The sequence below is a fragment of the Paenibacillus sp. FSL L8-0663 genome (assembly GCF_038008125.1).
In the GTDB taxonomy this organism is placed as follows: Bacteria; Bacillota; Bacilli; order Paenibacillales; family Paenibacillaceae; genus Paenibacillus; species Paenibacillus polymyxa_D.
In genome coordinates, this window is the sequence record NZ_JBBOYM010000001.1 from 4,474,271 (window position 1) to 4,500,187 (window position 25,917).

Consider the following 25,917-nt stretch of genomic DNA (forward strand, 5'->3'; position numbering starts at 1 on the left):
TCCTCACTGTTTATGGTGTTTACTTTAGGCCATCGCCTTGTCCAGCAGTTCTTCCATGCGATTGGAGTACATATGCTTTTGCATAGTCGTGTACAATGCGCGCCAGGCCATGCGTTCGCGTTCCCAATCATGCTTGAGATAGTAATCCAGCTTCACTTTCAATTCATCTGCTCCAGAGAAAGTTTCAATGTCATAGCCTGGTCGGTAATAACGGCTCAAATCCTTCCGAACATCCGTCATTTGAAGCGTGCCACAAGCAGAAATTTCATATGTCCGAGGATTGATGGACTCCGCTGAAAGCTGGTGTGTATTCCGATTATCCAGTCCGGGGTCTGTCGGGCGGTGCATATTGATGACAATTTTGGAGCCGTTATAATATTGAGCGGTCTCTTCCGGCTCCATAAAGCCCGGACGGATAAAGCGTTCCAGCACATCCCGCCGGGTCAGCCGATCCCAGTGCCCACCTACGATCAGCACTCTTTTGTCCGCCAAGAAGGGAGCTAGGTGGTCGAATAGCTTCACACGGTTCCAGAAGGCATTTCCAATGAAACAAATATCATGCTGATGCTCCCGCTCTACCCGCCGAGGATAAAAGATACGAGCTGACGCAGCCAGCGGCAAATAGTGAACCCTCGTTACTCCCTGATCGCGATAAAACGGCAGGCAAGAAATTTCGTGCGTAAATACGACATCGTAGGATTGACAGATCAACGCCGTATCCTCCGTAAAGTAAGGATCATCTACAAACCATATGGCCGTCCGAATGCCTAGGGCTCGTATTTGCTGTACCTGCTCCAGATGATCCGCCGGAAAAACATGCAGCCCGTTCATGACCAGCACGAGGTCTGGACGTTGAGCCTCGGCGTCAGCTAGCATCGTAGCAGGCGTACCGATGGCGCATGAGCTGCATATTTGGCCTAATGCTTCTTGCACACCTGTGTCTATAGCTGCGAAACCTTGCGGAATATACAACACTTTCAAATGACGAACAGCAGGCTGTATGGCCACGACCTGTGACAGAGCAGCCGTGCAACCGCCCATTCTGCGTCCTTCCCGATAGCCGCATCGGTACGCTTCGCGTTCATTTCCGCTTTGTTGATCGTTCACATCCTTCACCCTGTCCTGTTGTAGGATAAACTTCTGTCACTCCTAAACTATATGCGGAGGGGTCAAACGCATCATGGACGACTGCCACTGCCCGGACAAAATTGGCGTTTGCCCGTCCAACTGCCGAACCGCAAATAACCCCGAAGCTGTGTAGCTTCGGGGGGTTAGCTGTCATGGATGTTCTGCATAGTTTACTGAGCCTGGTAAGCGACCTGGTGTCCATCTTCATAACCTTTGGCAAAGCCTGAATTGAAACCCTCGTTGTAAGCTGCATCATACCCCTGCTGAAATGCCTGCGGATCATGCTCCAATGCAACAGTCCCGGGCTGTGGATTCTCCGCAGAAGGGACTGCCACCGGGTTAGCTTGAGGTTTTTTTCGCCGCCGCAAAAGAGGATGTCTTCTACGTGCAGAATGATGTCCTCTTTTACGGCGTCTTAGAGCAAGCAGACGTCTTCTTCTCCGTTTTAATCTGCGAATGCTGGAACGCCGGGCATCTTTACGTCTTTTGCGGGCTTTTTCCCGAGTGGCGCGTTCCCACCTTGTGCTCATTTTCATTCCTCCTTTGCTTTCTCGTGGTGGTTTCATTTTTCTGAACAGGCACATGGAGCCACGGTTTCGTCGGTTTTCCATATACCTGTCGTCTTAATGGAATACCCGCCAACATTTGCGTGATTTCGCCCTGGTAGTTGCTGAGTATACGAATGGTTTCTTCCAGACGGGTAGCCGACATATCCGCATGGGGCGTCAAGTCCGCAAGACTGGTCAGCATCCGGGCAACGGCGTGCTGGCTGGCAGCAATAGACTCCATTATATCCAGCTTGATCTCACGTTCACGCCTCATGCTCATTAGTTCATATCCCCCGAGCCCATGCCTCCCATCATCCCTTCCATGCCGCCACCCTGCTGCTCATCCTGATCCAGCAATGCTTTGAGATTGCTGCAAAGACCAGTCTGAAGCCGCGTTAATCCCTCCAGCATTTCCACCATTTGCTCGTGAATCTCCAAAGGTCGCCCCAGCTGTTCTTCATCGGTGTCAAAGGCGTGGGGCGCCAGATGGTTCAGCGCCCAATTACGCACTTTTTCTGCTTCGACCGCCTTGGCCTCCAGGATCATAGACACATTCCGCTGCATTTTGGAGGCTGCGTCCAGCATGTGAATCATTGCTTGTTCCCTACTCATGTGTTCACTCCCTGCCCTCGGTTGTTACGTTACTCCTCTTCCGGGTATGCCGTTTCCTTCACGACACGAACGAGCATTTCAGCCATTGCTTCCTGAAGATCGGCAATGCCGTTCAGATAGGCCACAATGCTTTTGTTTACTTGTCCCGAGCTGTCGAGAATGCCCGGAATTCCGTCAAAACGCGGCTCCTCATCTGGCAGTTCATGTATGATCTGCGCCATGCGCACAACCACCTGCCGTTCCGCATCCAACAACCTTGACATCTGCTGCTGCGAGTGCGAAATGTGGATCAGCAAATCATCTAACTCGTTATGCATAAGCCCCTCCTTTATGTGCTCCGCCGTGCGGAACGCACGAATTACCTACGGGCTTTCCGCTACTACAGCGTATGCCGCAGCGAGTAGTCGGTTCCGCCTAAAAGCGCCTATTCAGATCATTACAGATGCCCGTGCAGCACCGGTGGAGCAATAATAGGCTGCTTCTCCGGCAATGCCGACAATTCTTCAGAGGACAAAAATTGAATTGGATAGTCCTCAGCCCGCCAACTCATCACAGCGTAGAGGGTAAGGAATGGTCTTTTCCAACCGTTGCCGATTTGGTACAGTTGCCCACCTTCAGCATACAGTAACTCGATCCATCGCCTACGTTGGGCCGGGATATGAAGTGTGGGAAGCATGGACATGTTCCCCAGCTCAGGAGCCGCCAGCACAGGCAAGGGTTCCTCTGGCGACTCAGCTACAGGTGCATCAGTGCTGCCGGAAACTGTGACCTCCGGCTTCCCTACCAAGGGAAGTGCCAACAAGTCCAGCTGAGACAATCTGACAGGGCGCACGTTTTCACCTCCCGCAGCACTGACTCCATGCAAATACCGCCTTCTTCCCGATTCTAACCGAAATACTACACCGGACGGTCCCTGAACAACCGCTCCGATGGGGTAAAAGCTTGCCGCTGATACGTGTGTTTCCTTACCTGTTGAGATCTGGTCGTCCGTCTCCGCTGTACTGAATTTCAGGTTGTGGAACAGCTTATCCGCGTCCCCCCACTTTTGTACAAAAAAGGATCGGTTCCGGCTGCTTTCCTCCATTGACGTTTCGGTCGTTAGAGGAAAACCATACACCGTATCCCGATCTCTTTCTTCATAATGGATAAAAGCATCTCCGGCAATTGCCATACGTATCCCCAACAAACGCACACGCAGTAGCCAATCTGCATGGGCCTCCTCAATACTGTGGCAGCCTTCGTCCCAGTAGCCCGTTTTTTTCAGTGTCTCTCTGCGCAGCAATAAACAAAATCCAGCCAAGCTTTCGGTCTCTCGCCATGCATCCGGTTTGGGAACATTGAAGGTCATGGCAAATTGACGTGCTCCATTTTCGTTCATATCAGGAACCTCGATCTGCTGTTCTTTGAATGGACCATTCGTTACAGGCCCAACAACACCCATACGCGGATCGCTGTGTAAACACCCTAACAACCGATCCAACCAGCCGGGGGTCACCATGGAGTTTTGATCCAGTACCACAATAGTTGTTCCTTTTGCCATCATCAGCCCCTGATTCAGGCTACCTATCATTTGCACATCCTTTTTTAACAGCGCATAACGCACAGCGATGCTTTTACGGAGCAAATAGGTGGATGTCCCGTCCGTCGAGCCGCAGTCCACTACAATAATTTCGTGAGGATGGCTCGTATTCTCCTCAATACGGTGAATGCATGCACGGAGCTGTTGAAGCTGATTGCAGGACGGAATGATAATACTGACGCCTTCAAAAACCTTGCCGAACGAAGCCTGACCCAACCTGTTACCTTGCTCCTGGCCCCTTTTATATCCTGACCAGTAGCCTTTCTTTCCGAGCCGCTTGCTGTGTTTCCTTTGCATATTCAGGCGTTTCATGCCGTTCACTCCTCCGGGTGGCATTATGCCTATACTATATGCCTGGCCCGGTAGGATGGTGTTTCATTGAGATCAAGGTAGAAGTCCTTTCATTTTCAATCCAGCTTCCTGAAGGGAATCGAAGGTTCCTGCGTCGCTCCAATAACGCCGTAAAATATCATATTCCAGCTTGCCTTCAGCGGCATAACAGTTGTTAACATCCGTGATCTCAAGCTCACCACGTGCCGAAGGTGTAATTTGCCGGATCTTATCGAACACGGCAGTATCGTACATATAGATACCCGTAACGCAGTATTTGGATTGGGGATGCTGTGGCTTTTCTTCAATCCGCGTAATGCTCTCCGGACGCTCAGGATCAAACACGGGTACCCCGTAACGACGAGCATCTGCCACCTTTTTCAACAACACTCTGGCGCTCCCCGGGGGCTGTTGCTTGAATCGTTCGATCACAGGTCCCAAGTCTTCCTTGAACAAATTATCACCTAACAAAACAGTGAATTTCTCTTCTGCCTGCATATAGCTTCTTGCCAGTTCGAGTGCTTCTGCAATGCCGCCCGCCTTTTCTTGAATCCGGTAGGTCAGTTGGACACCATAATCACTGCCACTGCCCAAAAAATCGGTATACAGCCCGGCCGATTGTTTACCAATAATAATAAGCATATCGGTGATTCCAGCCTGTCGCAGCCTCTCGATACCATATACGATCATGGGATACTTGCCGACCGGAAGCAGATGCTTGTTGAGTAATGTAGTCAACGGATGAAGGCGCGATCCGGTTCCTCCTGCGAGAATAACCCCTTTCATATCTTCCTTCCTCCTTCGACAGCATGTTCAGTGCATACAACCCCAGCGTTTCCAGTTTCGATGAACATTCTGGGATCTATGCTCCATTTCTCTATAAATAAACGATAGTTCCGCTCGATCAGCTCTTCGATCCAGGAAGTTTCCGAGCGTGAGAAGCTCGCATTCCCCTCGTGATAGACAAAACAGTCGTTGCACATGAGCAGCTTGTAGCCATGCACACGTGCGCGCAGACAATAATCGTCATCCTCATAATGTCCGGGACTGAACCGTTCATCCAGCAATCCGATCCGTTCCATCAGATCACGCCGGAATAACAAACAAAATCCGACCAACCGCTTAACCTCCTGCCACCTGGAGGGATTACTTACATTATTCTGCTCCGCATATCTCAGACAGCTGGCCAAATCTCCTTCCAAGCCGTGTATCTGCTGAATACCGCTGACGCAATTCGTCACCGGTCCCACCAATCCCACGATGCTTTCGCTCTGCAATGCGGCCAACATATTCGATAGCCATCCCCGCGTAACCGTCACATCATTGTTTAAAATAACGAACTGATCACCCGAAGCCAGCCGGAGCCCCATATTACATGCTGCTGGAAAGCCCCTGTTTTCAGGAAGACGTATGCTGATCAGCCGCTCGGATGCGCAAAAATCATCCGTTCCGTCATTCGAAGCGTTGTCCACAACAATGATTTCATACGGTACATCTATCGTATGTGTCCGAATCGCCTCAATACACGGCTTTAACAGATGCAGGCCGTTATAAGTCGGAATAATGATGCTCGTCAGACTCATTGTGCATTCCTCCCTTTGGCAACGTCTACCCGTGTTGGAACAGGCCCGAGCGGGGAATACCCGGCTACCTGAAACACCGCCGTCAGTGCCTCTGCATGATCACCGACGATCAACTGTTCCATAGCGTTCCCTTTGCCAACATTGAAGGTCCGCTTACGGTTCGTTTTAATGACATCAACAGCATGTACTGCCGCCACGATCATGCCATACAGAATTGCCATGGCGTGGGCTTTTGGCGGTACGGCAAGCACGGCTGAGCCAAGCTGATCCAGTAAACGCCGAGATAATGCATGCGGTACGGCGGTCAATGAGCTTGCTCCCAGATCCGGCCTGCGCAGTACGCGATTCAGGAATGCTTTGCACCGTGTCACGCTGTCTTGCTGGGCATAGGGCGGCAAATGTCTGCCCAGATCATTAAGCGCAACATCCGTTCCCTGATCCACCGCGTGGAGAAAAGGCAGCAAATCAGATGCTGAAATCGGCAAATCTCCGTCCACGAACAGCACAATATCAGCCTGCGTCATACGCGCGCCTACTGCACGGCCAACATCATGCCCCAGTCGATCGGGCACGTTGACGAGAGTCACATTAGGATGATGTTTGGCTACGGTGGAGCGCGTGCCGTCCGTGCAGCCGTTCAATACGACAATGATATCCGTAAGCGGAAGTTTTTCCAGCTCGCTCAGCACCCGGTCAATCGTTGACTCTTCATTACAGGCGCTGACCACGGCCGCTGCGGTTCCCTGTAATACAATATCTCCCGGAACTTCGCGTTCCACAGGCGGAGTCACTTTGGTCATTCCTGTTGCCCGAGGTGTGGGCTTTCTCACCCTACGGCTATGCATTGAAGTCGTCGTTCCTCGTTTTCGCTGAACACGTCTGATCCCCCAGCTCGGTTCTTCACGCTTCCCTCTGCGATACGGTCTACTCACAGTTTCACCTCGTCTCTGATCCGTTTGCGCTCCAAATCCGTAAAGCCTGCACGCGTTCCCAGATGCGATGTAAGCCAGGCAATGGCATCCAGATGATCCTGAACAATTACACCTGCCAGCGGGTCCTTGCCGTTCTGTTTTTTACGTGTCGCATTTATTTTACCGACAGCTATTCCATATACAGTCACCACTCGTAACCCGGAAGCGATGGACATAGCTTGAAATAAGGGAGGTTTCTCCAAGGGCTTTGGACCTATTTTATTTAGAGCCTTTTGACTAATGGCGTGTGGAATGCCAGTCATAGACGCTCCCCCTAAATCAGCACGATTCGACAAGATATTCAATACATGCTTTGCCTCCACTACAGGATGTACGGGCGTATGATTCACAGGTCCATGGTAATCATTCAGCACCACATCCGCCCCTGCACATATGGCGTGTATAAACGGCCGGAGTCTAACGCAGGGAATGACGATATCCCCATCCAGGAAAAGCAGGATCTGTCCGGATGCCGCCTCCGCTCCAACACGACGGCCAACATCATGTCCGAGCGGTTCCGGGAAAGAAAGTACACGAGCTCCCGCCGCTGCTGCCACCTTCGCCGTTCTATCGTGTGATCCGTTCTCAACGACGATAACCTCTGTATGTGGATGGACACGGCGCGCCTCGCGAATCACAGCTCCGATTGTTTTTTGCTCATTCATGGCCGGAATAATGACAGATACGAAAAACTTTCCCACTGATGACGGTCCAGATGGTCGCTCTTCGCCGATCTGTGCCCCTCTCTCCGTGTCGAGTACCTCCCTCATGGCAGGGGTCTTATGCATGTTCGGCATTCGTAACGGCAGCCACATCTTAGAATGATAGTATGCGCCGGAATGCCGCCTCCGTTTGATCTTGTATCCAGCTCTTCCCTGCTTCTTCATGCTCCCGTCTCACCTCCCTTCCTGCTGTATAGATGGACAGCATGATTAGGACAGTTCAACATAACCTATGCGGTCCAAAAGCCGTGTGTAACGGCAAGCGTGGAGTCTTTTCGACATAGCAATTTTCGACTTTATTTTACATAACTTATTAATCCTATTAAATAAGTGAGTTATTAGGGTCTAAAGATTCATTTTGGATAAATTTGTGACATAGATCTTCTCGTCTGTCATTCTCTGTGCTAATATCAGAGCCAGATGATGGGAGTTCAAAAAATCAACATTAGTTTTTTTTGCATAAGTCATTCTTTTCCATTATCCACCATTATTCTATTTTCTTTATATACGACAGGAAAGGAGGAGTTTGTCACCTTTTTAGGCCACATGCTTCATACTGCAGTACCCTCTTTTCACGTACGCTTCATGAAAAACACTTCGGTATTTCTCTTCATGTTCCATTTTCTTCTATTCCAGACGACAACACGACCTACATAAATGGCGCAATGCCTTATTCAAGACAGGATGATTCATCCTGACATTAATCGAGGAGAGTGAATTTTTAATGAAAAAAGTATGGGTTTCGCTTCTTGGAGGAGCTATGTTGTTAGGGTCTGTCGCGTCTGGTGCATCAGCGGAGAGTTCCGTTTCGGGGCCGACTCAGCTTACACCGACCTTTCACGCCGAGCAATGGAAAGCCCCTTCCTCGGTATCGGGTGACGACATTGTATGGAGCTATTTGAATCGGCAAAAGAAATCGTTATTGGGTGCGGACGACTCTAGTGTACGTGAACAATTCCGAATCGTTGATCGCACAAGCGACAAGTCCGGTGTGAGCCATTATCGGCTGAAACAGTATGTAAACGGGATTCCCGTATATGGAGCTGAACAGACTATTCATGTGGGCAAATCTGGTGAGGTCACCTCTTACTTAGGAGCGGTGGTTACTGAGGATCAGCAAGCTGAAGCTACGCAAGGTACAACTCCAAAAATCAGCGCTTCTGAAGCGGTCTACACTGCATATAAAGAAGCATCTGCACGGATTGAAGCCCTCCCTACCTCCGACGATACGATTTCTAAAGATGCTGAGGAACAAAGCAGTGTAAGCAAAGACACTTACGCCGAAGCAGCTAACAACGAAAAAACGCTATCCATTGATAAAGACGAGCTGAGTCTTGATAAAGCGTCTGCCTTGAAAGATAGCAAAATTGAAGCGGTGGAGACAGAAAAAAGTTCCATTGCCAAAATCGCTAATCTGCAGCCAGAAGTAGATCCTAAAGCCGATCTGTACTTCTATCCTAAAGGGGATGACCTGCAGCTGGTTTATGTAACAGAAGTCAATGTTTTAGAACCTGCCCCACTGCGTACTCGCTACATTATTGATGCCAATGATGGCAGCATCGTATTCCAGTATGACATCATTAATGAAGCGACAGGCACAGGTAAAGGTGTGCTTGGTGATAGCAAATCATTCAACACGACGGCTTCCGGTAGTAGCTACCAGTTAAAAGATACAACACGCGGTAATGGTATCGTGACTTACACGGCCTCCAACCGCCAAAGCATCCCAGGTACCCTTTTGACCGATGCCGATAATGTATGGAATGATCCAGCCGGCGTGGATGCCCATGCATATGCTGCCAAAACATATGATTACTATAAGTCTAAATTTGGACGCAACAGCATTGACGGACGCGGGCTGCAACTCCGTTCGACAGTCCATTACGGTAGCCGCTACAACAACGCCTTCTGGAATGGCTCCCAAATGACTTATGGAGACGGGGATGGTAGCACATTTATCGCCTTCAGCGGGGACCCCGATGTAGTGGGACATGAACTTACGCACGGTGTCACAGAGTATACTTCGAATTTGGAATATTACGGAGAGTCCGGTGCATTAAATGAAGCTTTCTCGGACGTTATCGGCAATGACATTCAGCGTAAAAACTGGCTTGTAGGCGATGATATTTATACGCCAAACATTGCAGGCGATGCTCTTCGCTCTATGTCAAATCCTACGCTGTATGATCAACCAGATCACTATTCCGACTTGTATAAAGGCAGCTCCGATAACGGTGGCGTTCATACGAACAGCGGCATTATTAATAAAGCCTACTATTTATTGGCACAAGGTGGTACTTTCCATGGGGTAGCTGTAAATGGAATTGGCCGCGATGCAGCGGTCCAAATTTACTATAGTGCCTTTACGAACTACCTGACTTCTTCTTCTGACTTCTCCAACGCACGCGCTGCTGTGATCCAAGCGGCAAAAGATCTGTACGGTGCGAACTCGGCACAAGCAACTGCAGCTGCCAAATCTTTTGATGCTGTAGGTGTAAACTAAATCATATACGCTATAATCCTCATATTCTCGTCCATAGACCGTTGCCGTTGTGCAACTGTCATGTGGCCCTACTCATACAATGGACGAAAAAATAGGGGTGCAGTGTACAAGTCTGCGCCCCTTCCCCCCTTATTTATGGCGTCCCCTCAAAGGGGCGCCCTTTTCATATTCATAGAGTCCCTACGATCATTTTCGACTAAATAAGACAAATAAACCGTAAATCAGGGACTAAAGATTCATTTTGGGGTATTTTGTAAAATTAATCTTCTCGTTCGACAACCTCTGTGCTAATATCAGAGCCGAGACGATGAAATTGCAAAAAAAATAAACCTTAATATTTTACATAAGGTCATTTTTATCCAGCCTCTTCACGTTTCAAAGGAGCAACAAGACTTACATATATGACGCTAGGCTTCTGCAAACAGGGTGTTTTTTACCCCAACATTAATTAAGGAGAGTGAGTATGAATTGAAAAAAGTATGGGTTTCACTTCTAGGAGGAGCTATGTTATTAGGAGCCATTGCGCCTGGAGCCTCCGCAGCTGAAAATTCTGTTCCCGATCCGACTCAGTTTACGCCAACATTCCAAACGGTGAACTGGAAGTCTCCTTCAACGGTAACAGGCGACAATCTGGTCTGGAGCTTTTTAAATCGACAACAAAAAACATTATTGAGTCTGGACGATACCCACATCGGTTCCCATGTGCGCGAGCAATTTCGTATCGTGGTTCGCACCAGTGACAAATTTGGTACAAAGCATTATCGGTTAAAACAATATGTAGACGGAATTCCCGTATTTGGAGCCGAACAGACCATCCATGTGAACAAGTCTGGTCAAATCACCTCTTATTTGGGAGCTGTCATTTCAGAAAATCAACAAGCCGATGCTAAAGAAAATACAACTCCAAAAATCAGTGCTACTGAGGCTGTATATACCGCTTATAAAGATGCAGCTATACGGGTTCAGTCTCTCCCTTCCTCCGCCCCAATCGTTCCTGAACCTTACGAGGGTACAAGTAGTGTAAGTAAAGACACTTACGGAACAGCATCTAACAATGAATTTTCAATCTCTGTTGATAAGGACTCCTTGGATTTGGATAAAGCAGCTGAACTGGAGAACAGTACATTGGAAGTGGTAGAGCCTGCATCCTCTATTCCCAAGATTGCAAATCTGGAACCAAGCGTGGACCCTACAGCAGAACTGTACATCTATCCCGATGGAGACTCCACACGTCTCGTCTATGTAACCGAAGTTAATACTCTACAGCCCACTCTGCTGCGCACACGTTACTTTATTGACGCTAATGACGGAAAAATCGTATTCAAGTATGACATTCTTAACGAAGTGATCGGCACAGGGCGCGGTGTATTCGGCGATACCAAAACATTTGAAACCACAGTCTCGGGCAAGAAGTATCAACTAAAGGATACGACTCGTGGTAAAGGAATCCTAACTTATAACGTCCACAACACCGAGACGCTCCCCGGCACCCTGTATACAGATTCCGATAACGTATGGGAAGATCCTGCTGCGGTGGATGCCCACGCTTACGCTATCCGCACTTACGATTATTACAAGGATAGATTTGGACGCGACAGCATTGACGGGCATGGCATGGCTATCGCTTCGGCAGTCCATTACGGCGCAAAGAACTACAATAATGCCCACTGGGGTGGCACTCACATGCTTTACGGAGACGGAGACGGCACGTTATTTGCCCCTTTTAGCAGCGATCTTGAAATTGTTGCCCATGAGCTGACACACGGTGTAACCGAGCATTCATCAGGGCTCGTGTATTTCGCTGAATCTGGTGCATTAAGTGAAGCCATCTCAGATATTATAGGCAACGACATTGAGCGTACCAATTGGGATTTCGGCAAAGTCGCTTATACTCCTAATATTAAGGGCGACGCCATTCGCTCCCTTTCCGATCCTGCCAAATACGGTCAAGTCGATCACTACAGCAATCTCTATCCTGATCCTAACAACGAGGATTATGGTGGAGCCCATATTAATAGTGGCATTATTAATAAAGCCTACTATCTACTGGCACAAGGAGGCACCTTCCATGGTGTCAAGGTAGATGGAATCGGACGTGATGCAGCCGTATATATTTATTATAATGCCTTCACCAATTATCTGACTTCTACGTCTAACTTCTCCACCGCGCGTGCCGCTGTTATCCAAGCGGCCAAAGATAGTTATGGTGAAAATTCAATAGCCGTAACCTCTGCTATGAAGTCTTTTGACGCTGTAGGTGTGAGATAAGTGAAATAATACAAACTTCCCCGATATTACAAGTCTACCCCCTTCCCTTTTATGTATACGGCGTCCCACTATGGGACGCCTTTTTTCTAGTATAAAGTTGATTATGGACACTTATATTCCTGGCTTCTTATTATTGCCCCATCGCAATCCAAAGGACCAACCCTTCACATATCGGTCCCGAGTGTATGCGTTCCACAGTAAGTACTACCGAATGCCTCTGACGTTGTGTGACGGATACCATCACTCCCGGTATACTCGCATTGGCAGTGATTACATATTGTGTATCTATAAATGGCTTCTCAAATACAACGCTCACTTCGCCCCTATCTGCCCGTGCGGGTAGGTGAAAAGAAATGCTCCCATATTGTGGTGAAGCTATATGATCGTCAGAAGCCTCGTCACTGGTCGCTGATCCATCGTGAATGGCATTCAAGTCTAATTCTTCTTTCTCCGTATCGAAGGCTAGATCGATATCTTGCTCAGGCAAGATCACACGCTGCTTTGGGCGGTGTCTTCCTTCCGCAATGTGAATACTGGTTATGGAACATTCCAGTAATGAATCTTGCTCTGCCTGATCTTCCGTCGTAATAGACGGTTTATCGTTATCCATCCTGCATTCCGTATCTGACTCAGGCACAGACAACAGCAGTACAGATGCTCGATTCATCTGCATCGCTTCCTCTAGCGTTTTGGGAAGCTTATGCTTCTTCCACGCCGCTTCCTCTACAGCTTGAACGGAGGTATCCTTCTCTACAGGGGCAGGAACCGTTGCCGTCCCGCGCTGGCTCGGTCTAGGACTGCCGGAAGTAGAAGCCGCTTTTTCCTTGTTAACACGGGGGGAGGGAACCGCATTGGAAGGGTTACGTCGCGCTGTTCTTTTATCCTTAGGGCTATGGTTCGTACGATGGTTCATGGTGACCGCTCCTTTGGCACAGGAGTGAACCAGCGGTCGCTCCGCTTCATTCACCCGGCTGGGTATCATGGCTAATGCCTATAAGATAACCTATGCGCGTAACAGCGCCTGCGTCACTCCGTTGCGCAGTCCGTTATGATTTGTGCCCAGCGTTGTGCTGAGTGCTGCCACAAAAATCGTCTCCGTACCTCGCCAAGTCCGGCTTCTCCCATCCGTCGTCGCAAGTCAGGTTGCTGGAGCAGCCTGATGATGGCATCGGCCATTTCCTGCTCACCGTGAGACGGATACACAAGCCAGCCTGTCTCGCCGTGTTGTACTACCTCTGGAATACCGCCGATTCGTGAAGCGACCACCGGCACTCCTGCCGCCATAGCTTCCAGATTGACCAGCCCGAAGGCCTCATCCTTCACTGAAGGAACAACAGTCACATCGGCTAGCTGATATAGCGAGGCCAATGCTGGATGCGGAACATAGTCTAGGAATTGCACATGCTTCCCCAACCTTAGTTTACGCACCTGCCGATGCAACGACGCCGTATACGGCGTGAGGCGGTCATGCCCGTAATAGGCACTACCTGCAATGAGCAGCAGTACGCCCGGGCAGGCGCGGACGACATGCCGCAGGGCCTTGAGCAGCCGGTGAACGCCCTTCCCTGGCATCAGTCTGCCCGCAAATAATACGATTTGGCGGCCTGACCAGCCGAAATCGTCCAATCGCGCCGACCTGGCCGCTTCTGCTGCTGGAGTCCACCGTGGCAGGAAATCGCCAGGATGGATACCCAGCTTGTTTACGACGATGCGTTTCCTGACTGCTTCGGAACAGTCAGAAGCTACGATTGCTCCCAAATACGCACTGTTCACAATAATGCGATCCATTGATGCCAGTAGCCTACCCATGTCCTTCCGTTCAAGGTGAGGCTCCCGGATGAACGTGGTCGAATGCAAAGTCAGCACAACTCGGCTATTGGGCAAAGCCTCGCGAATGGCATACGCAACTGCCGGGCGGTTGTGTACATCTACTACCGCTGGTGACCATCTCTTTAAATCGGCAATCACCTCAGAAATATAACCTGCTCCCCGCGTAAAACGCATACAGGGAATTCCGTCGACATCGCCATGATCCGATGCCTCTGCTCCCTTTATGCCATAGATCTGCGCCTGAAGCTCATGACTAGCCAGCGGTACCATGCGGGCAATTACCCGCTCCACAGAACTGCTGCGGGGCGAAGGTATAACAAAGGAGCCCGGTGTAACAACTGCTACCTTCGGCCTCTGCATCACCACACCTACTTTCTGACCTTATTCCAACACTCTGCAACACTCATCTTGTATAATATCGTCTGCCTCCCTGAAAGGTGCCTCGCTTCTAACTTTGGGCTTACCGCAAGGCTAGCGTCCATGCCTGGCCGATCTTTGATACATATGATGGACTACAATCACAGTATGATCAGTTGGAGTGCTACAAGGAGGGCGGACATACTCATGTTGCATGTCGGCGTCATGCTCAACCCGGCAACCTACCGGGGCATTCCCGCCATGAGGACGCGATATGAATCCATCGCCAATTACGAGGACGCCGGGTTAAGCTACGAGCTCATCCCCTGCTTTCTTCGTCTGGAGGATATTCATATAGCGACCGGAACATGCCGGGCTTTTGTTAAACACGGCAACGAGTATCGGCAAATGACTCTTCCGTTGCCGCCGGTCATCCACAATCGGACTCTCTATCGGCAAAATGAAAATGCTAGAGATATCAACAAGCTTGTACAAAAGGGATACTATATTTTTAATGAACAAAACCGTTTCCCCAAAGACCATATACATGCAATTCTGCAGGAAGACCCTCTGCTACGCATCCACCTCCCCAAAACCTTGCAAGGCAACCTTTCCTCCATCCATACCTTAATGGAGGAAACCGGAGATGTTGTCATTAAACCCAGTAGCGGTAGCGTGGGTAGAGGAATTATGCGTCTGCGGCATTCCCGCGGAGGCTGGACTTTGCAATGTGCACATCCTTCTATACCTGAGCGTTGGTCCACACTACGTTTGCATGTCGGAGAACTCCCGTTATTTCTACACAAACGACTGCTGCATGTGCCTCATATCGTACAGGAAACCATACCGCTTGCTTTGTACAACAATCGTCCGTTTGATATCCGTGTGACGGTTCAGCGCGGATATGGCGGTATCTGGGGTGTGACAGGCATGTTCGCTAAAATTGCTCCTTCCCACACCTTTGTCTCCAATGTGGCACAGGGGGGGACGGCCCGTTCCTTACTGGAGGTGTTATCACAAACAGAGACGGTTCAGACTTCGAACGCAGTCCGGTTAATGAATGAACTAGAGCGGCTCTCGTTACAAATCGTGCACCGACTGGCACAAACCCTTCCTCGTCTCGCCGATGTCGGTCTGGATCTGGGAATTACCCGTGAAGGCAAGATTGTTTTTATCGAATGCAACGGTCGTGACCAGCGCTATGGCTTCAGCCAGGCTGGCATGCACAATGTCTGGAAAGAAACATACACTCAGCCGATGGCTTACGCTCGTTGGCTTCTCGAACGGATGCCTTCGTCAGATACCGAACGTTCACCAGGCCGTCCACTGTATTGATTTACGTCACATTCTGTGTCAATATAGTTCAGAGCGGCCGGACAGGTTCCGGCCAAGACGGCTCGGAAATGAACAAGGGGGATCTGTAATGGCAAAACAGTGGCTGCGGCTCATGACGGAGCTATCATCGCGCAAGTGGGTGTGCCGGATTGTGGGCTCCTTCGCGCAAAGCGGTGCAAGCCGACTTTTTATCCCCACCTTTATACGTACGTACCAGATCCAGACGCATGAGGCTGAACAGGAATGGAAGGAATACCGTTCTCTGAACGCCTATTTTACACGCAAATTAAAAGCGGGCATGCGCCCGATTGATACGAACGCCGAGGTGATGACCAGTCCGGTGGATGCACGGATTACTTTCACTGGCCCAATTACGTCCGGCACTCTTTTGAATGTCAAAGGGCAGGACTATACGCTGGAAGAGCTTCTTAACCGCTCTCCGCGTCTTGAAAAATACACACACGGCTATGCTTTTGTACTCTATCTCAGCCCGACGGATTATCATCGCATTCATGCACCAGTATCCGGTACGCTGGTAGAAAAAGAGCATCTGCGCGGCAAGGTATACCCAGTGAATGACTTCGGCTTGCAGCATATGCGAGCAGTTCTTAGCCGCAATGAACGACAGATTACGTACATCGCCCACGAATATGGTGAGGTGGCGGTCGTTAAGGTTGGCGCAATGAATGTGAGTAGCATCAAATATACGGATGATAAAGCCGTCTCATGGACAAAAGGAGACGATCTCGCCTATTTCGAATTTGGGTCAACCGTCGTTTTGCTAACTGAGAACGGTACGTTTGAGCCAGACCCCGCATTGAAGCTGGGGGATGTGGTGAAAATGGGACAACGTCTGGGTTGCTTTCGACATGATCCCAAAGCATAAGTGAATATATCATAACAGGATTATAGCTACACATATGAGCATTGGGATCGAATGATATAAATTGCTCATATAAAAAAGGACCCGGCGTAATGGCTCGGGTCCTTTTTTTGGAATTTATCCTTTATATTTGTCATGCGTTACTCCCATTATGCCTAAATCCGAAACAGCTTGTCCACCGTCTATAACATTACCGGATCTCAGACGGACTTTTCCCCGTGTATTGCTTGAATTGGCGGCTGAAAAAAAAGATGTCACGATACCCCAAAGCCTCTGCCACCTCGGTCACATTCATTCCCGCATGCAGCAATAGATGCTGTGCACGCTCAATCCGCATGCTGATAATATGAGATTGCGCAGAAACACCTAACAGCTCCTTGAATTTAATCGAAAAATAACGCGGTGACAGCCCTGCCCGTGCAGCTAAATCCTCGACGCGATGAGGAAGTCCCGGATGCTGACGCACGTAGTTGGCCGTTTCCCGAATGACCTCGGTGAGCTGGTTACTGGCCTGTTGCTCCTGCGGCTCCTTACGGTCCGCACGCAGCAGATGAATCATCAGTTGTTTTAGAATCAGCTTGCCTTCCTCGTCAGCTCCGTAAGCACGCTCCAGGCGCAGTCGAACGTACCTGGCAAGCATATGCTCTACCTCGAACGTTTCCTCCAGCATACGGTAGCTTGCAGGGATTAGCTTTGGTTGTTCGATGAGATCAAAATGAATATAGGTAAGTATGAGCGGCTTTTGCGGGTTATGTGTGGCACGGGTATCATCCCCCGGCTTGAACAGGAAGCAACTCCCCTTGCTCACCGGATACGATGTTCCGTTTAAGACCACTGTTCCTTCTCCGCTCCATACATAAAATAAATCATAGTTTGGCATCGGCTTCTCGCGTACCTGCCATTTCCAGCCCGGCTCGCACACAATTTTGGCGAAGGCCGACAACAGGATAAACGATGACGCAGATGTATCCAGCAAAATCTGCACCTCCTCTTGTTAATCTTTGGTTGTCCTCTATCCCGTTAATTTATAATATAAGCTCAGCGCCTTCATTAAGCAAAAAAATGCGTTTTTATGCTCCCAGATGCTTTTGCGTGACGCTTACCGTGTGTGATGCTATAATATGTAATCAAAATGACTTGGAAGGATGAAACGGGAATGAATCCACTGGCAGCGCAGTTAAACCAAAACATTCAGACAGGCAACGAGCATGTATATCAAATGCTTTCTCTTTTAGGGAAAGAAATTTATTTCCCAAAAGAGGGGATTTTGAGTCAATCCGCAGAAGCCGGGAAGCTTGCTAAAAAGTACAACGCCACGATTGGTATTGCTACGGAAGGTAACGGTCCTATGCATTTGGAGGTCATTCAGGAGAAGCTGTCCGCTTACAATCCCAAGGATTTATACCCTTACGCACCCCCTGCGGGCAAACCTGAACTTCGTAGTGTATGGCGTGACAAAATGCTGAAGGAAAACCCTTCATTGGCTGGAAAAGGTTATGGCCTTCCCGTAGTTACGAACGCGCTGACCCATGGTTTGAGCATCGTTGCCGACCTGTTCACGGATGAAGGGGACGCTGTCATTTACCCAGACAAAAACTGGGAAAACTATGAGCTGACTTTCGGTATTCGCCGTCATGGACGTTTGGTGAATTTCCCGTTGTTCACAGAGGATCAACGTTTTAATAGTGAAGGATTACGCGAGGCGCTACTGGCACAGAAAGAATACGGCAAAGCAATCGTTGTGCTGAACTTCCCGAATAACCCGACGGGCTACACACCGGGAGTCGAAGAGGGTAAAGCGATTGTTGCTGCCATTCAGGAAGCCGCAGAAGCAGGCATCAATGTCGTAGTTGTGACGGATGACGCTTATTTTGGTCTGTTCTTCGAGGACTCCCTGCATGAATCACTATTCGGTCAGTTAGCTGGACTTCATCCGAGAATTCTACCCGTCAAAATTGACGGAGCTACCAAAGAAGAATTCGTTTGGGGCTTCCGTGTCGGATTTATTACCTTTGCTTCGGAACATCAGGATGTACTGAGCGCACTGGAACAAAAAACATTAGGGATTATTCGGGCAACGATTTCGAGCGGTCCTCACCCATCTCAAACCTTCGTCCTGGATGCCCTCAAATCACCCGATTTTGCACAACAGAAAAATGAAAAGTTCCAAATTATGAAGGGGCGGGCTAATAAAGTCAAAGCGTTGCTCGATAGTGGAAAATACGGAGATGTATGGAGCTACTATCCTTTCAATTCGGGTTATTTTATGTGCCTTAAGCTGAACGGCTTGTCCGCTGAACGACTGCGCACACATTTGCTGGAACAATATGGGGTAGGAACAATTGCGCTGGGTGAATATGATCTCCGAATCGCATTCTCATGTATCGAGGAAGAGTATCTGGAAGACCTGTATGACATTGTTTACCGTGGCGCACAAGATTTGTTGAACGCATAATATGTAACAGATTCAATATAGCATCATTAGCGGTATGCCGGATGTTGTGGCATACCGCTTTTTAATGGGCTGAACCATTGTAAGTCACACTTCGAAACAAACTATCCTTCAGCAGCGAGCATTGATTCTTGTGCGAGTGGCAGCAGGATGACTACCTCCGTTCCGACTCCGGGCTCACTCTCATAGTGTATACTTCCGTTCATGGCTTCAATGATTCGAAAGGAGACGACCGTTCCCAGTCCCGTTCCTACCTCTTTGGTTGAAAAAAACAAAGTACCCACTCGCTCCAGATGCTCCTGACTCATGCCTTTTCCTGTATCCCTAATATGCAGACATGCCTTCTCTTCCTGAATCGCCAGCTTTATGTATACCCTGCCTCCATCATCCGCAGCTTCGATCGCATTTTTCGTCACATGTATTAACGCCTGTAACAGCTGATTACGATCCATATGTACGTATATTTCATTCCTTAGCTCAGTATACAGTCTTACGCCTTGCTTGGTCGCCATCGGTTTCAAAAGCAAAACAATCTGTTGAACCATGCCAGACAGATCCATCAGCTCTGTGTTCCCAATCTGCGGTCTGGATAAGTTCAGATAGTCGCTAATAATTCTTTCAGCCCGATCGACCTCTGCTAGTGCCAAAGCAATATATCTGCGATTTTTCCCTTCTAGCCCTGACTGAACCATTTGCAAGAACCCTTTAATAACGGTCAATGGATTCCGTACTTCATGAGCCATAGAGGCAGCCAGTTCACCTAACGTATTCAGATGCTCAGCATATTTAATCTTTCTTCTCATTTCTTCCCGTTCCAAACTAAACTCCATCCAGAAAGAGGAGGCTCCAATGCTTAGGAATTGAATCATACCGAACCAGAGTATTGCCCGGATCAGCTCGATCTCATCCTTATCTAGCCTTCCATTGACCCAGGAATGTATTAACAGAAATATAAACATGGCAATACTGGTCCATATACTCATTAGCATATTCATGCCCACCCGAAGCAATATACTATTGAGCTGCATAAACTTTTTTCTCACCAAGAGAGGCCCCAAATAACACAACATCATGCTGGGAAAACTCACCACTATAGACTCAGGATCTATATACATACGAGCCATCACCATCAACGTTATATTCAGAAGCCCTGCCTTAGGACCAAAATATAAAACAGAAAGGATCAGAGGAACATATCGAAGATCCCAAAATAGTCCATACCAAATATACGAAAACATAAGGCAAAGCACAGAAGACACACCCAGCACCCCTCCCATAAGCAACGGGGTATGTTTCATATGCCGATGATCTGACAAAGCGCTATATACCAATAACGGTACAAACACAAGAAATATGTTCACGAGCAGCTTATCTATCAGCATCTCGTCTTTCCCACTTTCCAAGTGATAATGATTACGTACTTCTTCTATTCTCGACAATACGTGTCTTTTCCTCTCTCCTCCCCTACATCTGATGAAAAATATAAGGCGATTCAGCAACATACCTGAGCAATGGCCCACGCAATCTGAAAATCCACTTCATAAGATACGATGTATCCTTTATCACAATGACCGAGAGGAGAATGAGCATGGGAGCAGAAGAAACAAGAGGCGGTTACGGTGGTTACGGCGCATTCACAAGCACAGGAACAATTCTGGTACTGTTCATTTTATTAGTTATCATCAGCAAAACGATCTTTATATAAGCTGACGGATATCTGCACCCACGGCTATGATAGCAGTACAAAAAAAGGCTAATTCGCAAGCAGCAAGTGCTGCCTGCGAATTAGCCTTTACTTTATTCACATAGATACAAATCACACTTCTTCTTCATCCTGACCGTCCAAACGCCATTTTTTGGCTTGAGCGCCTCGTAGCAGGAACACTACTGCAACTCCCCCAAGCAACGTGAGCAGTGTAGACAGTAGATCTTCCGTTCCCTTTGCCAGAAAAGGAAGCCACAGAACCACAGCAGCCGGCAACGTCAACCGAACAACAAAGTCGAGAAAAGACGCACGACGACTATGCGCAGGAATCGGATACAACTGAAGCCATAACGAATCCTTGTGATACTGCCTTAGTGAAGTGACCTGTACACCAATGAGGAATATGAAAAATAAATATACTGCAATACCAATCCAACTAGCATGGGTGATATATATAATTAACAACCCCAGAATCCCGAGCCGAATGACAATACCTGCTGGCTCTGTGCGCAGGAACGTCTTAAACAGCAGATAACGATACGCTCCCCTTCTGTTCCAAGGTATGTTACCTCCCAACCAGGATAGCCAACGGCGCGGCGTCACTCTCTGCGTAAGGGCGGGCACATCGACAAACCAGCCCAAAGTGCGCATCACCCGAGCAGCCTGCATACCCTCTGTACGAATCAGCTTTTCCCAAGCCACTAGCAGCTTGACCGGAAAACGCAGAACAAGCACGTACACCACACCGACCAATATGATAAATGGTACGCTGTGTAGTGGAGGCTGCCATAGCCATGCGGCTACCATCAGCACAGCCAACACCCACCGAAGCAGACGATAGCCTATACTCCCGCCAATCGATACCATACGAAGCTCTTGCCAGCCGCCGTAGCTGAATAGCAGCTTTAATAGCACGAACAGTAGCAGGGTCAGTAGCAACGGCTTAGGCGCGGAATCACTGCGAATATACAGCGGCCACACTATAATAGACAGCAATAGCAAACCGAATATTTTATACACCACACCCCGAATCCGGCTGGCCTTAAAATAATAGTGCATTGCGTGCTCCTGTGGACGGAGAAAAACAATATCCGCTGCGTTTAAATACGTACGAAAGCTCGCATGAGCAATCGGAATAGCCACAATAAGCATGATCCAGCGGATGGGCAAATCCGGTGGAGTATGCATTAGTAGCGACGTGTACCATGCGGCAAAGGCAATCAGTGCAAAGCCGAACACCACCGCCAGACCGCTCTGAATGACATAGCCCAGATAAGGCAACACCTGTCCCCAGAACGCTACACGTCTTTCTTTATGCAGACGTTGCAAATCCATGCTCATTCCCTGCCCTGTACCAGCTCATAAAATGCATCTTCCAGCGGCATGCCCGGCTTACCCGCCTGTGCTGTCACTTCGTCCAGCGTACCCTGCGCAATGATGGCACCCTGATGAAGTACAATGAAACGATCGCAATAATTTTCAATCGTGGACAAAATATGAGAACTGAGTAGAATGGACGAACCCGAACGCTTCATCTCTAACATAAAGTCAAGCAGGGAACGAATACCAAGCGGGTCCAAACCCAAAAAAGGTTCATCTATGACATACAACGGCGGTCCCGCTAAAAATGCACACATAATCATCACTTTCTGGCGCATCCCTTTAGACAGGTGCATCGACATACTTCCACTTTTATCCCGCATACGGAACAAGTCCAGCATTTGATCACTGCGTGTGCGGAAATCTGCTTCGCTAACTCCGTACGCTCTGGCCGTGAATTCCATATGCTCCATCACCGTCATTTCAGGATACAGCTCTGGAGATTCAGGTACAAAAGCAATGGCTCCCTGATATTCCTCGGGATTTTCATCCTGCTTATGCCCCTGCACACGAATTTCTCCGGCCTGCGGTGTCATCAGGCCCAAAATATGCTTCATGGTCGTACTTTTCCCGGCCCCGTTCAGACCAATCAGTCCTACCATTTCGCCCGGTTTCACATCCAGCGAAATCTGATGCAACACCGGGCGCTTGGCGCTATATCCGCCGGTCAGTCCGTTAATTTGCAACACAGGCTGTTGTTCCATGGCTCCCCCTCTTCTCCCTTACTCGTTCGGTTTTGATCCTTTTTCCTTCAGCCATCTTGGTGCACCCTTGTTTTTGCGATCACGCTCGCGCTGTGCTTTTCCTGCTTTGGACAAGGCTGCACCTTTGCTCTTGCCTGGAGCTGAACCGTTCGCGGAATTCCTGCCAGGACGTCCGTTTTCGGCACGAACAGGTGCCTTTCGGTCCTCCGCCGATGCTCCGTTAGATAAGGATCTAGCCTCGGAGGGTCTTACAGGTGCACGCTTGGCATCCGCCGGACGCGGCACAACTACTCGACCTCCATGCAACGCACGCTCTGCGATGTCAATGCCCAGTTCACGGGAGAACTTACGCATGATGAACGTTTCACGGTCAGTGACAACCGATGCCACCAATCCTTTGCGTCCCATCCGTCCTGTCCGTCCTGCACGGTGAACATAAGCTTGACTATCCGTAGCCGGATCAAAATGAATAACCATTTCAAGGCCCTCAATATCCAGACCACGGGCTGCCACATCCGAAGCGACCAGCACTTTGAGCTTGTCCTCACGGAATCGAGCCAACACATTGCTACGCGTGACTTTATCCGCATCTCCATACAAGGATGCCGTAGTCAGCCCCATATGCTTGAGCTTGGCCTCAATCTCCCCGATGGCATTGGTTGTATTCACGAACACCAGCGCTTTTCTCGGATTAAAATGACGTACCAGACGGCGCAGCATATCCACCTTATCCCGTTCTTCAGATACAAAGTAATAGTGTTCCAGTCCACTGGCCGTCTTCTGGTCGGGATCAATCCCAATTTCTACGTATTCACGCATCTCCCGTTTCGCCAGCGACTGAATCTCGTCGTTCAGCGTTGCGGACAAGAATACCAATTGACGATCGCGTTGGGCGGTGCCCAATATATTGGTTACATCGCCTGCTCCGCCGAGCTGGAACATCTGATCCACCTCATCGATAACAATGGCTGTAATATTGTGCATTTTCAACTTTTTTGAAGCGATGAGTTCCCGTACACGTCCTGGTGTGCCCACGACAAGCTGTGGATGATCCTTGAGCTTTTCGATTTGACGTTTGATAGCCGCCCCACCAATCAGACCGAGTACACGGATTCCGCGATGCTCACCGTAGCGCTGACCCTCACGTACAATTTGCATGGCCAGTTCCTGGCTTGGAGCTAGTATCAGCTTTTGCGTAGCCTTTTTCTGCGGATCAATCGCTTGCAACAGCGGCAGCAAATAAGCCAGTGTCTTGCCTGTGCCAGTTTGTGAGCGCGCCAATACATGCTTTCCCTTCATTATTTCCGGTATAGCCTCTGCCTGAACTGGCGAAGGCTGTGTAATTTCATGCTCAGTCAGTTTGTCCAACAGATCTTGTTCAACGCCGAGCGATTCAAAATTCAATGTCATGAAAAGGTCCAACCCCTATACGTAAATTCGTTACTCTCCATTATATGCGAAAATAGCCCTGTTACCAAATCACAAAAATAAAAGATGTCCCTCACCATAGCTAATGGCTTACGGGACATCTTTTATTTCTTATTCATCACCCCATGACCCAGCCTGTCGGTCAGTCTGGGAGCTAACTGATACAGCTTGAGAAAAGGAGATACCCACCGTGGCAGATTAACCTCCTCCTTGCGAAGCTCCATCGCTCTTACGATATGCCGTGCTACCTTATCTGGTTGTAGCATAAACCAGCTTACATTTCGAACATATCCTCCTGAAGGATCTGCCAGCTCAAAAAAGGGTGTGTCGATCGGTCCGGGGTTAATCGTCGTTACAGTCACTCCACTCCCGCGCAGCTCTTGCCGGAGCGCATTGCTGAAACCGAGCAACGCATGCTTCGTCGCCGTGTAAGAAGACGATTTGGCTGTCCCGATTTTCCCGGCCATTGATGCTACATTGACAATCTGTCCATGGCCCCGCTCTGTCATTTGCGGCAGAAACGCCTTGATGCAGCGAACAACACCCATGTAGTTCACGTCCATCATTTGTTCAAACTCCGTCAGGTCGGTTTCATTAAAATACTCAAACTTTCCGTAGCCCGCATTGTTAAGTAATATATCGACCCGTCCGTACTGTTCCAATACTCGTGCAGCAACAGCCTCTACCTGCTCCTGGCGGGTGACGTCCAGTTGGATAAGCTCATGTCTGCCGCTGATTCCAGCAGATACTTGCTTCAGTCGCTCTTGCGAGCGTGCTGTTAAAATAGGAATCGCGCCCTTTTCGCTTAACAACTGAGCGCAAAGGGCGCCAATCCCACTAGATGCACCTGTAATCACAACTATCTTGTCCTGTAGTATACTCACGCTCATTCCTCCACATTAAAGAAACTTGCTCCTTTAATATTAAGAGATCATTACCTGAATATCCAGCTCACCGATTCCTTCCACCGTGAGCGGAATATAAAGGGCACGCTGAGGCACAAAAGTGGTCAAGTTTTCTGACTTCATGACCTGCGGAGGTGTAATATCCACGACAATTCCCTGACTGGACAAAATCGTACTGGCATTACCACTAATCATATTGCCCAATTCAGAAATGGCACTTTTTCCCATCTCATCGATTTCAGTCAACACAAATCCGCCCATCATCGCTGATACCATACGTAGCGCCACCTGTTCATTCAGGCCGAACACAATATTTCCGCTAAGCTGTCCGGTCATCCCAATCATAATCCAGATGTGGTCGTCCACCAGCTCGACATTTTTCACACCAAGATTTCCGGGTGAAGGAGATACTTGGATCAATTGTTCAATGACCCGTCGCGCCGACTCCAAAAAAGGATTTATCACTTCTGCCTTCACGATCAAAGCGCCCCTTTACGATGGGCTTTTAGACACATAACAAAAGTCCCATTTAAATTAGAATTTTTTAATTAAATATTACTGTAAAACGAAACGATCCTCAATAAAATGCTCTCTCTATCACTTATCGACAGCTACCCGGTAATTTTTTATAGCTAAATCACAAAAAATGTGAATAATGTCCTATATCTTTACTTCTTATCGGTTTTAGATTGAT

25 protein-coding genes are annotated in these 25,917 nt (G+C 48.8%); 6 read left to right on the forward strand and 19 right to left on the reverse strand.

What is annotated here, in order from left to right:
• Window positions 1-24: 24 nt before the first annotated feature.
• From MKY75_RS19710 to MKY75_RS19755, 10 genes are all read right to left on the reverse strand, one after another.
• A complete protein-coding gene (locus tag MKY75_RS19710; protein ID WP_029518280.1) occupies window positions 25-1,116 on the reverse strand; it encodes a CgeB family protein in 1,092 nt (363 codons plus the stop codon).
• A gap of 182 nt (window positions 1,117-1,298) precedes the next feature.
• Window positions 1,299-1,658, reverse strand: coding sequence for a hypothetical protein (locus tag MKY75_RS19715; protein ID WP_069012644.1), 360 nt, complete (start codon window positions 1,656-1,658; stop codon window positions 1,299-1,301).
• Window positions 1,606-1,956, reverse strand: coding sequence for a hypothetical protein (locus MKY75_RS19720; RefSeq protein ID WP_039272663.1), 351 nt, complete (start codon window positions 1,954-1,956; stop codon window positions 1,606-1,608). The genes MKY75_RS19715 and MKY75_RS19720 overlap by 53 nt, the downstream gene beginning before the upstream one ends.
• The gene (locus tag MKY75_RS19725; protein ID WP_029518277.1) at window positions 1,956-2,288 is read right to left on the reverse strand and encodes a hypothetical protein; all 333 of its coding nucleotides are present in this window, start codon (window positions 2,286-2,288) and stop codon (window positions 1,956-1,958) included. Before MKY75_RS19725 ends, MKY75_RS19720 begins: the two co-directional genes overlap by 1 nt.
• Before the next feature lie 29 nt (window positions 2,289-2,317).
• The gene (locus MKY75_RS19730) at window positions 2,318-2,605 is read right to left on the reverse strand and encodes a hypothetical protein (RefSeq protein WP_013311765.1); all 288 of its coding nucleotides are present in this window, start codon (window positions 2,603-2,605) and stop codon (window positions 2,318-2,320) included.
• 119 nt (window positions 2,606-2,724) lie between these two features.
• Window positions 2,725-4,179 (reverse strand): glycosyltransferase family 2 protein, encoded by a 1,455-nt coding sequence (locus MKY75_RS19735; RefSeq protein WP_340886308.1) that lies wholly within the window; start codon window positions 4,177-4,179, stop codon window positions 2,725-2,727.
• 72 nt (window positions 4,180-4,251) lie between these two features.
• The gene (locus MKY75_RS19740; protein ID WP_029518275.1) at window positions 4,252-4,983 is read right to left on the reverse strand and encodes a sugar phosphate nucleotidyltransferase; all 732 of its coding nucleotides are present in this window, start codon (window positions 4,981-4,983) and stop codon (window positions 4,252-4,254) included.
• Window positions 4,980-5,780, reverse strand: coding sequence for a glycosyltransferase family 2 protein (locus MKY75_RS19745; RefSeq protein WP_069012642.1), 801 nt, complete (start codon window positions 5,778-5,780; stop codon window positions 4,980-4,982). The genes MKY75_RS19740 and MKY75_RS19745 overlap by 4 nt, the downstream gene beginning before the upstream one ends.
• The gene (locus MKY75_RS19750) at window positions 5,777-6,712 is read right to left on the reverse strand and encodes a glycosyltransferase family 2 protein (RefSeq protein ID WP_340886309.1); all 936 of its coding nucleotides are present in this window, start codon (window positions 6,710-6,712) and stop codon (window positions 5,777-5,779) included. The genes MKY75_RS19745 and MKY75_RS19750 overlap by 4 nt, the downstream gene beginning before the upstream one ends.
• Window positions 6,709-7,638, reverse strand: a complete 930-nt coding sequence (locus MKY75_RS19755) for a glycosyltransferase family 2 protein (protein WP_069012640.1) — start codon at window positions 7,636-7,638, stop codon at window positions 6,709-6,711. Before MKY75_RS19755 ends, MKY75_RS19750 begins: the two co-directional genes overlap by 4 nt.
• Before the next feature lie 559 nt (window positions 7,639-8,197).
• Between MKY75_RS19755 and MKY75_RS19760 the strand changes: the two genes are divergently transcribed.
• Both MKY75_RS19760 and MKY75_RS19765 read left to right on the forward strand, forming a co-directional pair.
• Complete coding sequence (locus MKY75_RS19760; RefSeq protein WP_069012639.1) at window positions 8,198-9,976, forward strand: M4 family metallopeptidase; 1,779 nt, start codon at window positions 8,198-8,200, stop codon at window positions 9,974-9,976.
• A gap of 468 nt (window positions 9,977-10,444) precedes the next feature.
• Entirely contained in the window at window positions 10,445-12,244 is a 1,800-nt protein-coding gene (locus tag MKY75_RS19765) for a M4 family metallopeptidase (protein WP_340886312.1), read from the forward strand.
• Window positions 12,245-12,374: 130 nt separating this feature from the next.
• Here the strand turns inward: MKY75_RS19765 and MKY75_RS19770 are convergent, their stop codons facing one another.
• A complete protein-coding gene (locus tag MKY75_RS19770) occupies window positions 12,375-13,157 on the reverse strand; it encodes a WIAG-tail domain (RefSeq protein WP_340886313.1) in 783 nt (260 codons plus the stop codon).
• A gap of 113 nt (window positions 13,158-13,270) precedes the next feature.
• A complete protein-coding gene (locus tag MKY75_RS19775; RefSeq protein WP_029518269.1) occupies window positions 13,271-14,434 on the reverse strand; it encodes a glycosyltransferase family 4 protein in 1,164 nt (387 codons plus the stop codon).
• Between the two features lie 204 nt (window positions 14,435-14,638).
• Here MKY75_RS19775 and MKY75_RS19780 point away from each other — a divergent pair, with 204 nt between their 5' ends.
• Together MKY75_RS19780 and asd are read left to right on the forward strand one after the other, a co-directional pair.
• On the forward strand, window positions 14,639-15,766 hold the full coding sequence (locus tag MKY75_RS19780) for a YheC/YheD family endospore coat-associated protein (protein WP_029518268.1): 1,128 nt from the start codon (window positions 14,639-14,641) through the stop codon (window positions 15,764-15,766).
• An 88-nt stretch (window positions 15,767-15,854) separates the two neighbouring features.
• Window positions 15,855-16,652 carry an archaetidylserine decarboxylase gene (gene asd, locus MKY75_RS19785; protein ID WP_029518267.1) on the forward strand — a complete coding sequence of 266 codons (798 nt, stop codon included), beginning with the start codon at window positions 15,855-15,857 and terminating at the stop codon, window positions 16,650-16,652.
• Between the two features lie 187 nt (window positions 16,653-16,839).
• Here the strand turns inward: asd and MKY75_RS19790 are convergent, their stop codons facing one another.
• The gene (locus MKY75_RS19790) at window positions 16,840-17,625 is read right to left on the reverse strand and encodes a helix-turn-helix domain-containing protein (RefSeq protein ID WP_061830088.1); all 786 of its coding nucleotides are present in this window, start codon (window positions 17,623-17,625) and stop codon (window positions 16,840-16,842) included.
• Between the two features lie 180 nt (window positions 17,626-17,805).
• Between MKY75_RS19790 and MKY75_RS19795 the strand changes: the two genes are divergently transcribed.
• Window positions 17,806-19,104, forward strand: a complete 1,299-nt coding sequence (locus MKY75_RS19795; protein ID WP_069012636.1) for an aminotransferase class I/II-fold pyridoxal phosphate-dependent enzyme — start codon at window positions 17,806-17,808, stop codon at window positions 19,102-19,104.
• A 101-nt stretch (window positions 19,105-19,205) separates the two neighbouring features.
• On the opposite strand, the gene MKY75_RS19800 is transcribed toward MKY75_RS19795, so the two are convergent.
• Window positions 19,206-20,483, reverse strand: coding sequence for a sensor histidine kinase (locus MKY75_RS19800; RefSeq protein WP_029518264.1), 1,278 nt, complete (start codon window positions 20,481-20,483; stop codon window positions 19,206-19,208).
• A gap of 206 nt (window positions 20,484-20,689) precedes the next feature.
• On the opposite strand from MKY75_RS19800, the gene MKY75_RS19805 reads away from it, so the two are divergent.
• Window positions 20,690-20,806 carry a hypothetical protein gene (locus MKY75_RS19805; RefSeq protein WP_023990126.1) on the forward strand — a complete coding sequence of 39 codons (117 nt, stop codon included), beginning with the start codon at window positions 20,690-20,692 and terminating at the stop codon, window positions 20,804-20,806.
• A gap of 111 nt (window positions 20,807-20,917) precedes the next feature.
• On the opposite strand, the gene MKY75_RS19810 is transcribed toward MKY75_RS19805, so the two are convergent.
• The 5 genes from MKY75_RS19810 to MKY75_RS19830 form a co-directional block, all read right to left on the reverse strand.
• Window positions 20,918-22,141, reverse strand: a complete 1,224-nt coding sequence (locus MKY75_RS19810; protein ID WP_039272674.1) for an ABC transporter permease — start codon at window positions 22,139-22,141, stop codon at window positions 20,918-20,920.
• 2 nt (window positions 22,142-22,143) lie between these two features.
• Window positions 22,144-22,890 (reverse strand): ABC transporter ATP-binding protein, encoded by a 747-nt coding sequence (locus MKY75_RS19815; protein WP_013311782.1) that lies wholly within the window; start codon window positions 22,888-22,890, stop codon window positions 22,144-22,146.
• Between the two features lie 18 nt (window positions 22,891-22,908).
• Window positions 22,909-24,300, reverse strand: coding sequence for a DEAD/DEAH box helicase (locus MKY75_RS19820; RefSeq protein WP_029518262.1), 1,392 nt, complete (start codon window positions 24,298-24,300; stop codon window positions 22,909-22,911).
• 122 nt (window positions 24,301-24,422) lie between these two features.
• On the reverse strand, window positions 24,423-25,202 hold the full coding sequence (locus tag MKY75_RS19825; RefSeq protein ID WP_318628014.1) for an SDR family NAD(P)-dependent oxidoreductase: 780 nt from the start codon (window positions 25,200-25,202) through the stop codon (window positions 24,423-24,425).
• Between the two features lie 39 nt (window positions 25,203-25,241).
• The gene (locus MKY75_RS19830) at window positions 25,242-25,700 is read right to left on the reverse strand and encodes a chemotaxis protein CheX (RefSeq protein WP_061830098.1); all 459 of its coding nucleotides are present in this window, start codon (window positions 25,698-25,700) and stop codon (window positions 25,242-25,244) included.
• Window positions 25,701-25,917: the final 217 nt, after the last annotated feature.